Raw genomic sequence first — 13,112 nt, 5'->3', positions numbered from 1 at the left:
AAAAATCGGGTCGGGGTTGTGGCGATCGCTGCAAAACACTAGGTAAACCTTATAGTCCTGTAAATGTTTGCAACTTTTTTGGTGATCTCTGGAATTTACTAAATATAGTAAAGGTAATTATTCAAAGAGGATCTCAATTTCATTATTTCTAGACAGGCGACATGAACGCCATTTGCACAGAAATATTGAGTTAATCAAAATGCAGCAACCTTTGGCATAGCTTCAAAACGCAGAAATTTTAGACAAAGAGATTTTAGATAAATTTAGGAGAACAAAACATGGCTCTAGAGCCTTGCACAGAAGTTCCTGCCCAAGCAAGCAATCTTAGTCCTGCCAATGCTGTACTCAAAGAAAGAGGACAGCGAGAGGTGTTTTGCGGTCTGACGGGGATCGTCTGGCTGCATCGCAAAATGCAAGATGCCTTTTTTCTGGTGGTGGGATCGCGTACCTGCGCCCATTTGATCCAGTCGGCGGCTGGCGTAATGATCTTTGCGGAGCCAAGATTTGGCACAGCCATTCTCGGCGAACGCGATCTAGCGGGACTTGCCGATGCCAATGAAGAACTTGATCGCGTTGTCGATCAATTACTATCGCGCCGCCCCGACATCGGCACATTATTTTTAGTAGGATCATGTCCCTCTGAGGTGATCAAGCTGGACTTGGCAAAGGCAGCCGAACGACTCAACCATCGTTTTTTCCCAAAAGTACGCATTCTCAACTATTCGGGCAGTGGCATTGAAACCACCTTTACCCAAGGTGAAGATGCTTGCTTAGGATCGATGGTGCCAATTTTGCCCCCAAGCAACGATGACAGCCCCAGTTTGATGGTGGTGGGCAGTCTCGCTGATGTGGTGGAGGATCAATTCCAAAGGCTATTTGACAAACTAGGCATTGGACCTGTGTATTTCTTTCCCCCACGCCGCGCCGCTAACTTACCCCCCATCGGTAAAGGTACAAAATTACTAATCGCTCAGCCCTTTCTCAGTGATACCGTGCGATCGCTAGTGGCAAGGGGCGCAACCCTATTACCCACCACCTATCCCTTGGGGATCGCTGGCACAACCGCATGGCTAAAAACTGCCGCCGATGCCTGGGGTATTGGTAGCGAAATTTTTGACCAAGCGATCGCCCCTTCTGTAAGTCGCGCCGAAACCGCCCTAGATCGCTATCGCCAAGTACTCACAGGACGCAAAGCCTTTTTATTCCCCGATTCGCAGCTAGAGATTCCCCTAGCCAGATTTTTAGCGCGGGAATGTGGCATGGATCTAGTGGAAGTTGGCACTCCCTATATCGATCGCCTATTAATGGATCGCGAAATTGCCCTTTTACCAGCAGGCACAATGCTATCGGAAGGTCAAGATGTGGAGAAGCAGCTAGATCGCTGTCGCCAAGCCAAACCCGACATCACCGTATGCGGTCTAGGCTTAGCCAATCCCCTAGAGGCAGAGGGCATGGCAACTAAATGGTCAATTGAATTGGTGTTTTCCCCAATCCAAGGCTACGAACAAGCCGCCGATCTAGCCGAATTGTTTGCCCGTCCCCTTGAGAGACGAAGAAGACTAGCCGTTTAGCTTTTAGCTTTTAGCTTTTAGCCATTAGCTTTTAGCTTTTAGCTTTTAGCTTTTAGGCTTTGCCAGTCTTCCAATCACCAATCACCAATCACCAATCACCAAAAGCTAACCGCTAACCACTAACCGCTAACCGCTAACAGCTAACCGCTAACAGCTAACAGCTAACAGCTAACAGCTAACAGCTAACACAAAAAATTACCCCAACAAATTATGGAACTAACTCTCTGGACTTACGAAGGTCCGCCCCATGTGGGGGCAATGCGGGTGGCAACTAGCATGGAAGGTGTGCATTATGTCCTCCATGCGCCACAGGGCGATACCTACGCTGATTTGCTATTTACGATGATCGAGCGGCGCGATCGCCGTCCTCCTGTTACTTACACCACTTTCCAAGCGCGAGATCTGGGTGGTGATACTGCCGAAATGGTCAAGACCTCGGTGCGCGATGCCTATGAGCGCTTTAAACCGCAGGTGATGCTAGTGGGTGAAAGCTGTACGGCGGAGCTAATTCAGGATCAACCAGGCTCGCTGGCAAAGGGCATGAATATGCCGATCCCCATCGTCAGTTTGGAATTACCCGCCTATTCTAAAAAGGAAAATTGGGGTGCGAGTGAAACTTTGTACCACTTAGTCCGCACTCTGCTATTGCCATCGGTTCCCAAACCCTTAGTGCCGAAACCACAGCGCGATCGCCATATTCGCCCAAAGGCTAATATTATTGGCCCCACGGCTTTAGGCTTCCGTTGTCGTGATGACATTCGCGAAGTGATGAAATTGTTGGCGGAAATCGGGGTGGATGTAAATGTGATTGCGCCGATGGGAGCCGATGCTGCCGATATTTTGCGGATTCCTGAAGCGGATTTTAATATTTGCCTTTACCCTGAAGTTGCGCTGACCACTTGCAATTGGCTCAATCGCAGCTTTGGGCAAGCGATCGTCAAAACCGTGCCCATTGGCGTGGGCGCAACCCGTGACTTTATCGCTGAAATTGGCAGAGTTGCTGATATTGATGTCAGTGATGCTCTAGCGCGATCGCAGTCGGACACTTTAGGAAATTGGGATGCCGCCCGTTTATCTTCCGCCGCCGATCCCATGACTTCTAGGCTGCCTTGGTACTCGCGATCGGTTGACTCCACCTATCTCACAGGTAAGCGGGTCTTTATCTTTGGCGATGCCACCCATGCGATCGCGGCGGCACGCATTGCCACCGAAGAGCTAGGCTTTACCCTAGTGGGCATCGGCACTTACAGCCGTGAATTTGCCAAAGAGATCAGGGCGATCGCCAAACAACATGACCTAGAGGCAGTAATCAGCGATGACTACCTCGCCGTAGAAGCAGCAGTGGCAGAAGCGGCTCCAGAACTGGTACTTGGTACACAGATGGAGCGCCACATTGCCAAACGTTTAGGCATTCCCTGCGCCGTCATTTCCGCACCGATCCATGTGCAGGATGTTCCCGCCCGTTATTCCCCACAAATGGGATGGGAAGGTGCAAATGTGATCTTCGATAGCTGGGTGCATCCCTTGATGATGGGCTTAGAAGAACATTTGATCGGTATGTTCAAAGAAGACTTTGAGTTTGCGGAAGGACATATGAGCCATCTGCACAAAGCCCCTACTCGCGAAATTGCTGAAGTTGTCGTTCCCGAAATGCATCAGGTTGTGAATGATAGCCAAATTGCCCTCAATCCCGACCTGCACACCCTCACTTGGAGCGCCGACGGCGAAGCCGAACTAAAGAAAATCCCCTTCTTTGTACGCGGCAAAATCAAACGCAATACCGAAAAATTTGCCAGCGATCGCGGTATTAACCTCATCACCCTCGAAACCCTTTACGATGCCAAAGCCCAAATTGGCAAGTAATTCAAAGCGTATCTAATGTGGCTACGCCACATTAGATACGCATAATAAATCTATTTTTTAAGGAGCATTTATTTTGGTAGTAGCAAATTTTCGTCCCACCATTGCTAAAGGAGAAGATGGAGAAGGAAGCCTGCAAGTGCATCAAGATCCATCCATGAATATTGAAGGCGCTCTCGTCATTGCCGTCTATGGCAAAGGCGGCATCGGCAAATCCACCACTTCCTCCAACCTGTCCGCCGCCTTTTCGCATCTAGGCAAGCGCGTGTTGCAAATTGGCTGTGATCCCAAGCATGACAGCACCTTCACCCTCACCAAGCGTATGGTTCCCACGGTCATCGACATTCTCGAAACCGTAGACTTCCATTCTGAAGAATTGCAGACCGAAGACTTCATGTTTGAAGGCTATAACGGGGTGATGTGCATTGAGGCAGGGGGACCACCCGCAGGGACTGGCTGTGGCGGCTATGTCACAGGTCAAACCGTGAAGCTACTCAAGGAACACCATCTAATCGAAGATACCGATGTGGTGATCTTTGACGTATTGGGCGATGTGGTTTGTGGTGGTTTTGCTGCACCTTTACAACACGCTCACTATTGCTTGATTGTTACCGCCAATGATTTTGATTCCATTTTCGCAATGAATCGGATTGTGGCAGCAATTCAATCCAAGGCGAAAAATTATAAAGTGCGCCTCGGTGGAGTGATTGCCAATCGCAGCGATGGCACTGATCAAATCGATAAGTTCAACGATCGCGTTGGTCTCAAAACTTTGGCGCATTTCCACAACGTTGACGCAATCCGCCGCAGCCGCCTCAAAAAATGCACTGTCTTTGAAATGGAACCCGATCCAGAAGTGGAAGCAGTGCAGAATGAGTATTTGCGTCTTGCTAAGACGATGCTAGAGGATGCCAAGCCTCTATATGTTGAATCCCTCAAGGATCGCGAGATTTTTGATCTTCTCGGTTTCGACTAAACCAAGGTGTTGCAGTACAGCCTGTTGTTGTTTTGCAAGGCTTAGCAAGGATGGGTGGTTAGATAGCTTATGACAGTTATCTAACCACCCAATCTTTTAAGTTTTGAGATCCACTTGCTAAAGTGTGAACATTTATGAATTATATTCGCTTCGCATTTTGAGTTGTGGGATGCTCTGTGCCAAGTTTTTGCTCGTAAATTTCGAGCGATCGCGCCATAAGAGGTTCGGCTTCGCTGTACTTCCCTTGCGAATCATAAAGTCCTCTGATTGTTGAGATATTAGCCCATTTTCTTTCTGGCTGCTGTTGATGGATATCTATCATTTTCGATGAGTATTTGTCGCTCTAAAATACGATCTGTATCATTAAAATCAAGAATTCTTGCTGTGACTTCGCCGATATCTGTAGTTGGTTGAATTATCGCTCCATCCAGTTGAAAATGTTCTCTCCATGAGTCTCGGCGAGGATTAAAGAATCTGACAAGTTCGCCAATTCAAGGATGAAATGCAACGGGTTCTGATGAAGCAAAGAATACTTCATGAGGAGTACGATAGTCAAGGGATTTTCTCGGTCTGTGATTGATCAAGTTCACTACTTTCTGAAAGTCCAATTCTTTCACTATTTTGAAGTTCGTACTTTTAGGATAGAACTCTCTAATCAATCCATTTGTATGTTCATTCAATCCACGTTCCCATGAATGATAAGGATTTGCAAAGAAAGTCTGTATTTGCAGTCTTTCAGATAGCTTCTCTTGTCCGCAAAACTCTCTTCCATTATCAAATGTCATCGTCTTACAGAAGTCTGGTTTTACTGGTTCAAATAACTTGAGGGTTACTCTATTTACCTCTTCCATTGTCTTGTTCTTAGCCAGTCCAGCCAGTAAATACTTTGATGCCTTATCCACATGAGTGACGACAATGCCTGTGTGGTTGCACCCGATTACTGTGTCACTCTCCCAATGTCCTATCTCAGTCTTTAAATCTGCAACCTTGGGGCGATTCTCTATCCCTATCCGATTGGCTATGCCACCGCGTTTCTGGTTGCGGATTTTCCGCCAACGTTGCTTCTGCTTTTGTCGCAGATATTGCTGATATATTCCCATCTCTTGATGGTTGGCATAGATCATCAGATATATCGTCTCATAGCTGATCTTACCCAATCCCTCCCGATCCATTCTCCCTGACAGTTGTTCTGGACTGTGGTGTTGCTCTAACCGTTTCTTGACTTCCCTGATTGTCTCGTCACTGACGCTCTTGAATCTGACTTTTGCTTGCTTCCGTCTTGTCTCCATCATGACTACCGCCGTATCTGGCAGATAGCCGAGCTGGCGCTCATCTGTATTTCGTGCTAGTTCTCTCGATATCGTACTTTTGTCTCGATTCATCCGCCGACCGATCTCTGATATCGATAGTTGCTCGATTACTCTTAGTTTATACAGTTCACTTCTTTCTGTGGTGCTAAGATGGGTAAAGCTCATGAGGGTATCCTTGTTATTGTGATTAATATCAGAATATCCTTATGAGTCCCTTTATGCAAAGATCCCTAGGTGTTGCATTTCATCCTTGAATTGGCGATTACATCGCAACTCTGAATATGCACGGGCAGTCTTTTGATGTTTGAGAACTAAGTTAATTGCTGAGCCAAGGTCAAGCTGAACTGTACTATGTTTTCCCTGCGGCATTGGCTTTTGGACTATCTCCCCGTCAATAAATTCACAGGCGGGTTTTGTCTCTGGTAATTTCAGAAACTCTTGAAGGGTTAAAGGTTTAACAGGAGTTTGAACCATTGAGATCGCTACTTGACCCTACTTTTAGCGATGATTATAGACTACAAGCATTATCGTTTATCGTCTTCATGAATTTTTATACTAATTCACAAAAGTGTGACTACACTTTTGTGAATTGAAAACCAAACCCAGTATGGTTCTTCAAATAAAGAAATGGCGTAGCCATTTCTTTATTTGGTATTAGATGAAGTCCATGTAGGTACAACAACAGGACTAACTCTAAAGCAAGTACAAAAACTGTAAAAACTCATCACCCAAACGCCTAAGCCGACCAAATCAACGCGCTCGAAACGATAATCATGATTGTTTGGCGGCTTGTAACTCGTTGAGTTGTAAATTTTGGCTACGGATGCGGCGCGATAGTAAGCGAATAATATTTACGGCAATATCGGGGGTTTCATCGATCGCCTCATAGAGTTGTTGCTGTGTCAGCACTAGACAATCACAGTTAGAAATGGCAGTTACTGAAGCCGATCGCGGTTCAGCATCGAACAAAGACATTTCGCCGAAGCAACTACCCTTATCTAAAACCGCCAGATCCTTGTCCCCCAGATGTACGCGCACCCTTCCTGCTACGACCACATATAGCGATCGCCCCTCCTGTCCCTGAGCAAAAATCATCCTCCCCGCAGGATAGGACACCTCATTCATGATCGAAGCAAGGCGCACCAAAAAATCATCGCGCAATTCCTTAAAAATCGGAACCCCACGCACCAGTAGCAAGCGATCAATACTAGTTAGCATCGCCTAAGTCTCCCCATAGCTGCTCATACGGGCTTTGTTATCAGCATCTAAGTTTTGATTATGAAGGGAATTATTACCTAGATTGAGATTATTTTTACTACTATTTTGAAAATAATAGGAAATCGCCTTTGCCTGCGCTAAAACCAAAGGATCGCGATCCTTGAGCAATCTAGGCAATACCCGCACCAACGATCGCGGTGAGGCAACCTGTAAATAGGCGATCGCGGCTTCTCGGACATAGCCCGTGGGATGCTCTAGACAGTTGAGCATCGACTCTGCCGACAATCGCCATAGTTGCGTCCTTGCCATATGAAAGCAGCAGGCTAAGGTCCAATCTGATAGACAATAGCGCAACTCCACAAGCTGGTGCAGGCGATTGAGAGGCGATAGGGGCTCATAGGAATGTACTGATGCTAAAACTGTTAATTTGTCAGCGATCGAGCGATTATCGACAACTGATAAGAGAATTTGCTTCACACTTAAATCCACCGTATTATCCAAGATTTCCATTCCCCTTGCCAAGCTACCCTTAGATCCAGACAAAATGTTAAAGGCAGCAGCCTGAATTGCCGAAGGAGAATAAAGCAGTTTCATCATCAAGAAAATGCGCTCTAGACTATCGATCGCCTCTAATTGCAAAGAATCTAATAACAAAGTCGCTTCAGTCGTAGGAATTTGATCTAGGGGCAGATCCTCAATCCCCGCCCATGCCTCAGTCATGATTCCTAATTCTTGGATCACCATTTTCTCAATGCCGCTACGCCCCATCAGTTCAAGAACTGATTCAATACCTTGCTCATGGGGAATCCGAATCAAAGTGCGGAGAATCTGCCGCCGATGTTTGCCCCATACCTGCGGTAAGTTGTGGCAAAGTACCGATAAGGCTGTTTCTGTGCCAATTTCCCCCAAGATGTCCCATGCTGATACGCGCACATTTTCAGGGCTGCGATCGCTGTGGGCAAGTTCTAGCAAATAGCTAACCGCATCATCGCCAAGGGTGACAAGGGCTTCGTGGGCGGCGCGGCGAGTAGCTTTGTAATGCAGCCCCCGCACAAGCGACGGGAAATATTCACTGGTGCGCGTTGAGGCGATCGCCCGTAGCAAAGCACAGCGCACCTCAATGGAGGGATCTTTGAGGAGTTGCGGCACATAAAATCTAAGGGACTGCATAAAAGCCGCCTCTGCCAAAGCCCGACAGCCCAAAACCCTCTCTGGTTGCGAATGGCTGGTAATCATATGCCGTAATGTATTCGTTGCCTCCGCCACCTGGTTGGAATCGCCTAAACGCATCATCAGCGCTACTGCGGTACTACGAATAATCGGATTTTGTTCTGCCCCAAGATATTTGCGTAGTCCATCAATGTCGCGATCGCGCTCATCAGCAAGCAATACATAGCGCAAACAAAGGGCTTGCACCTGCGGCGATGCGTGGGGCGAATCCATCACCGTGCGGATCGCATTTAGATATTTGGGATCGGGGTTATCCAGCATTGCCTCAATGCTTTGAGCTTGGCGATCGGGTGTCATTTGAGCCAGTAATGGCGCAAGGGAATCGCCCACCGCCTGTGGATCGATATGGGTCAATAGCTCAATGCACACCGACTGCTCAATTTGCGTCTCTGCCCTTGCCATCGACTCCGATACTGCCCGCCGTAGTTCCCGCGTATCCACCGAGGTAAGACTCAATTGTCCGCGCTCCACACTTTGAATTAGTAATTCAAGATAACCCCGCCGCAACAGCCAGATTACAGCGATCCAGACGATCGCCACGATTACAATTACTGCTGCAAACCAAGTAGAAGAAATATCAATGCTAATACTTTGCCATTTAAAAATTTCAGTGATGATCCAAATCAAAACCCCTGCTCCCCCAGTGGCTAGGGGATCAGCAATACCCCGCACAAAGGATTGAATTTGGCTGCGAAATTGATCGGGAACCGCCTGAAATAGGGTAGGCGCAGTGGCGGCGACAATTGTAAAGCGAAATAACTCATCAAAAAACTTCAAGATTACAAAGCCCGTCAATAAACCAAAGGGCGAGAACATTGCCAATGCGCCAGTAATCACAATACCGATAGGGGGCATGAGGACTGCGAAAAACACACCAATACGCTCAATAATGCGACTAGAGCCAAATACTTGCAATATTAGTTTAAACACCCCCATAATCCCGCCAAAGATGCCCAAGAAACTACCAATCGCCGCCTCAGTTTGAAGATGAAACTCTAGCTGTGATTGATATTGAAAATCAATCATGAAAAATAAAACTTGGGCGGCAATAAAGAAGCCAAATAGTAACCACACATACTTCAGAATATTGCCTTGGAGCGTGTTGCCTGAACCATCTTTATTGTCAACGTCATCGCTGGTGCTGTAGACCGAATTGGGAAAGGCTTGGCTATAGCGAAGGCTTAAATAAAACAAAACTGAGGAACCAATGAATAGCATTGCGCCTGTGGCAAGGGTCATATTAGCGGCTCCCACCCAACTTACTAAAAATGGATAGGAAAATCCCCCCAAGATTTCGGCAACAATGATCCCCGTGCTGATCAGAGGAAAGGCGCGTTTAATTTCACGAATATTAAAAAGTTGATTGGCGGCAATATCGTTATTAATATTTCCCAAAACATAAATGCCTTCTACCCAGAGCCTAATGCCAAATATGGCGGCAGTATAGGCAAAGGTTTTAGGCTGTATGAGTCCCAACCAAGCGATCGGCAGAGGTAACGCCAATAGCAATGAGATCCCCAGCATTACCCACCGTAGGGGAAATAGCTTTTGCAACCATGAATAAAACACACCAAAGGCAGTCACCACAAAGGCTGTGGCAATGTAAATCCAAGTTAAATTTTCGGCTCCATATTCTTCTAAAAATAGAGTAGAGCTAGAATATTCCAGCCATACGGCTCCAATGGAGGTGGCACAATAAAATAAAAACATCAATAATGTGCGCTCAGCTTCGTCTGGACGCAAATTGACGATTTTTAAGAATCGGCGCATTGAGGAGTTAGGGTTGGGAATGACGGGGGCATTCGCAGGGGAATTCATAGGAAGGGGCGATCGTTTGACGATATGGTACTACAAGAACGTAAATCTGCAATGGTAGCTGCTTCAAGAATCTATGCAATTTCATTACGCAATCTCACAGGGACACCTCAATATCTGGGAAACTTGTCAGCGTAAGTATCAGTACAAATACTTAGAAGAATTGAGCCTGCCCGAAGCCGATCCCCACAGACAAGCGAGTTTACTATTGGGATCGAATTTTCACCTATTGATGCAGCAGATGGACTTGGGGCTAGATGTGTCGGTGTTGGCACAGAGCGATCGCCAGTTGCAGAAATGGCTCAAAGCTTTTAATGAATCTCCGCCAACCATGATCGAAGGTGATCGTCTCTGTGAGCACCGCCGCACTTGGGAGATATCCTGCCCCGCCAAACTCGATCAGGATATCGATCTAGATTTTAAAGATGGCGGCGATCGCCATCAAGCGTATTTTGTCTTAACTGCAATTTATGACCTACTGATTTTAGGTAAAGAGCAGGCGCAAATCCTCGATTGGAAAACCCATCAAAAAGCGATCCCCCAATCACAGCTAGAGCATAATTGGCAAACTCGTTTGTACTTATATCTCTTGGCAAAGACAACTGATTTCGAGCCTGAGCAATTATCAATGACCTATTGGTTTGCCAATGGAGCGGATTCGGTGGTGATCAATTACAGAGCTGCCGACTATGATCGCACAGACAGAGATATCAAAAAAATGCTGACGGCGATCGCACAGGCAAAGGACTATCCGCAAGTAGATATAAGTAGTCATAAGTGTGAGTATTGTGAATTTCGAGATCGTTGCGATCGCCCCCATCAGCAAAATTTGGAGCCTGTTGATGATATCAATCTAAATATTTTCGCCAGTATCAACAACATCATTGAGATTCCCGAAGTTGCTCTATGAAGCCTTGGTTTCAAAGTAAAGCAGGTCGATAAATACTGCTGCCGCCAATAATAATAGGCGATCGTCGGCGGTCAACTTGGCATCAGTAAATCGCACCCTAAAGTTATCAGCATCAGTGAATAGCTCCTTAGAAATCCCTGACCATTTTTTTTCAGCTACCGAAACATCGCGATCGCCCTTTTTAATGGGAAATGTCCAAATTTTCCAAAATGGTGAGGTCATCGTCATTACCACCCTGCCCCGCGTATCAAGAAAATCAAATTTTTTGCTAAACCATGCAAAGCGCTGTTGCAAACTCCCCACGAGGCGATCGCCTGCCCCAAAAACATCAAGGTGCTGAAAGAACCAACGGAAGGGATGATAAGCGCGAAAAACCTGTTGGTTGTTCATGTCAGTGCCAATGATATTAAAAACTCGCCAATGCCCTAAAAACTGACGCATGATGGCATCAAAAAAGCCGAGTTTTGGCTCTGCACAATAGCCAAATTGTTGACCATCGCCAGTCTTAAGCAAATAGCAATTACGGGTTTCAAAGCCAAAAATCTCCGCCAACTCAAACTTTTGATTAACGTAGATTTCATTAGCACTAGCAAGGGTCTGTAAAAAATGACTCATCACCGTTTCCCTAGAACAACTAATCTAGCTATAAATTATTGCACCCTCTTTTAGCCCTATAGATAAACTTTTGTGCAGGTTTTGTGCATAGAGGCAAAGTCACTACTCCCTTCCCACGCAAAAAAGAGAGGATTCACAAAAATTTATCTAGACTTCATACCAAATCAAGAAATGACTATGCTATGGCTTGATTTGGTATAGAATATTTAGCCAGTCACAGCTAAAGCCATCATGTCAGACCTTTATGTTTCGTGGGCAGAATACCACAGCCAGATTGAGAAATTAGCCATTCAGATCGATCAATCACAATGGGAATTTGACCAAATTCTTTGTTTAGCGCGGGGCGGGCTGCGAGTCGGTGACGTGCTGTCACGACTTTTTGACAAGCCGCTTGCGATTTTATCGACATCTTCCTATGGCGGCAAGGATTTTCAGGAACGCGGCAATCTCAAAATAGCCAGTAATATCACTATGACTACTGATACTTTGGGTGGGCGGATTTTGCTAGTGGATGATCTCGTAGATTCGGGAGTCACCCTTATGAATATTTTGGAATGGCTCAAACAGCATAGCGAATTTCAAGTGAGTGAAGTGCGATCGGCGGTGCTGTGGTTTAAGGCTTGCTCAGTGGCTAAACCTGATTATTATGTAGACTTTTTAGATGACAATCCTTGGATTCATCAGCCCTTTGAAAAATATGAAAAACTGAAGCCACAAAACCTATTGTGAATATTTCCTCAATGACGGGGCTAGGAACAAGTCGATACGTTTTTTACTTGGTTGATTACCCTTGCCACGGCATATAATCATACAGACAAGGCGCTTGAAACCGCCGTTTGCTTACACCTCAACTTTAAAACGCAGAGTTTTTGCTTATCTTGTGCTTATTTATAAAAATTAGCAAATTTATTAAAGTGCGTACATTGAAATATAATATTTTTCTATCCCTTTTGGTTAGCTTTGTTGGTCTTATGCCATCAGCTTTGCCCGCCTATGCTCAGAGTGGTCATAGTCTAATCAGCGCTAGGCAAAAAGCATCCCTAAAATCTCTCGGCATCAAGATCGCTATTCCCAGATATGTTCCTCTGGGCTTTCGAGTAGTGACGATCAAAACTGAGCCATGCCGCAATGGTGAGCGAGTAGATGTGAATGGAGTATGTCGCTTTCGCCCTAGCTATACGGTGTTATATCGCAATGCTCAAAATCATTGCTTTGTAGTCGAGGCGATTGGCGGTGGTATTGGTGGCCCTAATGGTCTCTATACTCGCACTGTTAACACCAAAATTTTGGGAGAGGTGGATGTCAATATTGATACTTCTAGGGGTGCTGTAAGTGCGCCGATAACGACAGCGATCGCCAATACGCCCCAAAGAAATCTCTGGACTTTCCCCGCAGGTAAATCACCCTTTTATCAGGTGGCAACCCTTGAGGGTAAAGCTAATCGGGTTAGCCCCACGATTACCTGTAGTACAGAAGCCCATATGACCCCTAATGAGTTTACAAAAGTTGTGCAGTCCCTAGACTGGTTGCCTTAGTTGCCTTAGGTCTGGAGTGTTTTTTTGTTCTACAGCACTTTGCGTTTACTGAAAACACTACTCAAAGACTCA

General features: G+C 46.1%; 11 protein-coding genes and 2 pseudogenes. 6 read left to right on the top strand and 7 right to left on the bottom strand.

Going from position 1 to position 13,112, the window contains the following annotated elements; genetic code table 11:
- Positions 1–278 precede the first annotated feature (278 nt).
- The 3 genes from H6F44_RS05160 (at position 279) to bchL (ending at position 4,407) form a co-directional block, all read left to right on the top strand.
- A complete protein-coding gene (locus H6F44_RS05160) occupies positions 279–1,571 on the top strand; it encodes a ferredoxin:protochlorophyllide reductase (ATP-dependent) subunit N (RefSeq protein WP_190349884.1) in 1,293 nt (430 codons plus the stop codon).
- Between the two features lie 210 nt (positions 1,572–1,781).
- Entirely contained in the window at positions 1,782–3,434 is a 1,653-nt protein-coding gene (bchB, locus tag H6F44_RS05155; protein WP_190349883.1) for a ferredoxin:protochlorophyllide reductase (ATP-dependent) subunit B, read from the top strand.
- Positions 3,435–3,507: 73 nt separating this feature from the next.
- Complete coding sequence (bchL, locus tag H6F44_RS05150; RefSeq protein ID WP_199301998.1) at positions 3,508–4,407, top strand: ferredoxin:protochlorophyllide reductase (ATP-dependent) iron-sulfur ATP-binding protein; 900 nt, start codon at positions 3,508–3,510, stop codon at positions 4,405–4,407.
- 139 nt (positions 4,408–4,546) lie between these two features.
- Here the strand turns inward: bchL and H6F44_RS05145 are convergent, their stop codons facing one another.
- The 6 genes and pseudogenes from H6F44_RS05145 to H6F44_RS05125 all read right to left on the bottom strand — a co-directional run bounded on the left by H6F44_RS05145 (position 4,547) and on the right by H6F44_RS05125 (position 9,983).
- On the bottom strand, positions 4,547–4,729 hold the full coding sequence (locus H6F44_RS05145) for a tetratricopeptide repeat protein (protein WP_190349882.1): 183 nt from the start codon (positions 4,727–4,729) through the stop codon (positions 4,547–4,549).
- Positions 4,686–4,895: pseudogene (locus H6F44_RS23930) on the bottom strand (HNH endonuclease); the annotation flags it as partial. The gene H6F44_RS05145 and the pseudogene H6F44_RS23930, both read right to left, overlap by 44 nt.
- A gap of 3 nt (positions 4,896–4,898) precedes the next feature.
- The gene (locus tag H6F44_RS05140) at positions 4,899–5,882 is read right to left on the bottom strand and encodes an IS30 family transposase (protein WP_190349881.1); all 984 of its coding nucleotides are present in this window, start codon (positions 5,880–5,882) and stop codon (positions 4,899–4,901) included.
- A gap of 57 nt (positions 5,883–5,939) precedes the next feature.
- A pseudogene (locus H6F44_RS05135) lies at positions 5,940–6,191 on the bottom strand (Uma2 family endonuclease); the annotation flags it as partial.
- A 297-nt stretch (positions 6,192–6,488) separates the two neighbouring features.
- Complete coding sequence (locus H6F44_RS05130) at positions 6,489–6,935, bottom strand: Crp/Fnr family transcriptional regulator (protein WP_190349880.1); 447 nt, start codon at positions 6,933–6,935, stop codon at positions 6,489–6,491.
- Between the two features lie 3 nt (positions 6,936–6,938).
- Complete coding sequence (locus H6F44_RS05125) at positions 6,939–9,983, bottom strand: HEAT repeat domain-containing protein (RefSeq protein ID WP_190349879.1); 3,045 nt, start codon at positions 9,981–9,983, stop codon at positions 6,939–6,941.
- Between the two features lie 73 nt (positions 9,984–10,056).
- Here H6F44_RS05125 and H6F44_RS05120 point away from each other — a divergent pair, with 73 nt between their 5' ends.
- Positions 10,057–10,890 carry a PD-(D/E)XK nuclease family protein gene (locus H6F44_RS05120; protein ID WP_190349878.1) on the top strand — a complete coding sequence of 278 codons (834 nt, stop codon included), beginning with the start codon at positions 10,057–10,059 and terminating at the stop codon, positions 10,888–10,890.
- Here the strand turns inward: H6F44_RS05120 and H6F44_RS05115 are convergent.
- Positions 10,885–11,505, bottom strand: a complete 621-nt coding sequence (locus H6F44_RS05115) for a phospholipid scramblase-related protein (RefSeq protein WP_190349877.1) — start codon at positions 11,503–11,505, stop codon at positions 10,885–10,887. The genes H6F44_RS05120 and H6F44_RS05115 overlap by 6 nt on opposite strands.
- Positions 11,506–11,736: 231 nt before the next feature.
- Between H6F44_RS05115 and H6F44_RS05110 the strand changes: the two genes are divergently transcribed.
- Both H6F44_RS05110 and H6F44_RS05105 read left to right on the top strand, forming a co-directional pair.
- Positions 11,737–12,234, top strand: coding sequence for a phosphoribosyltransferase (locus tag H6F44_RS05110; RefSeq protein WP_190349876.1), 498 nt, complete (start codon positions 11,737–11,739; stop codon positions 12,232–12,234).
- Positions 12,235–12,476: 242 nt separating this feature from the next.
- The gene (locus H6F44_RS05105; protein ID WP_190349875.1) at positions 12,477–13,040 is read left to right on the top strand and encodes a hypothetical protein; all 564 of its coding nucleotides are present in this window, start codon (positions 12,477–12,479) and stop codon (positions 13,038–13,040) included.
- Positions 13,041–13,112: the final 72 nt, after the last annotated feature.

This window comes from Pseudanabaena cinerea FACHB-1277, from assembly GCF_014696345.1.
Lineage (GTDB): Bacteria > Cyanobacteriota > Cyanobacteriia > Pseudanabaenales > Pseudanabaenaceae > Pseudanabaena > Pseudanabaena cinerea.
This window is presented reverse-complemented; position numbering and strand designations above follow the sequence as displayed.

Excerpts from the sequence above, each read along its gene's own strand:
- H6F44_RS05160 (WP_190349884.1), top strand. The coding sequence starts at position 279 with ATGGCTCTAGAGCCTTGCACAGAAGTTCCTGCCCAAGCAAGCAATCTT.
- bchB (WP_190349883.1), top strand. The coding sequence starts at position 1,782 with ATGGAACTAACTCTCTGGACTTACGAAGGTCCGCCCCATGTGGGGGCA.
- H6F44_RS05145 (WP_190349882.1), bottom strand. The coding sequence starts at position 4,729 with ATGATAGATATCCATCAACAGCAGCCAGAAAGAAAATGGGCTAATATC.
- H6F44_RS05140 (WP_190349881.1), bottom strand. The coding sequence starts at position 5,882 with ATGAGCTTTACCCATCTTAGCACCACAGAAAGAAGTGAACTGTATAAA.
- H6F44_RS05130 (WP_190349880.1), bottom strand. The coding sequence starts at position 6,935 with ATGCTAACTAGTATTGATCGCTTGCTACTGGTGCGTGGGGTTCCGATT.
- H6F44_RS05125 (WP_190349879.1), bottom strand. The coding sequence starts at position 9,983 with ATGAATTCCCCTGCGAATGCCCCCGTCATTCCCAACCCTAACTCCTCA.
- H6F44_RS05120 (WP_190349878.1), top strand. The coding sequence starts at position 10,057 with ATGCAATTTCATTACGCAATCTCACAGGGACACCTCAATATCTGGGAA.
- H6F44_RS05115 (WP_190349877.1), bottom strand. The coding sequence starts at position 11,505 with ATGAGTCATTTTTTACAGACCCTTGCTAGTGCTAATGAAATCTACGTT.
- H6F44_RS05110 (WP_190349876.1), top strand. The coding sequence starts at position 11,737 with ATGTCAGACCTTTATGTTTCGTGGGCAGAATACCACAGCCAGATTGAG.
- H6F44_RS05105 (WP_190349875.1), top strand. The coding sequence starts at position 12,477 with ATGCCATCAGCTTTGCCCGCCTATGCTCAGAGTGGTCATAGTCTAATC.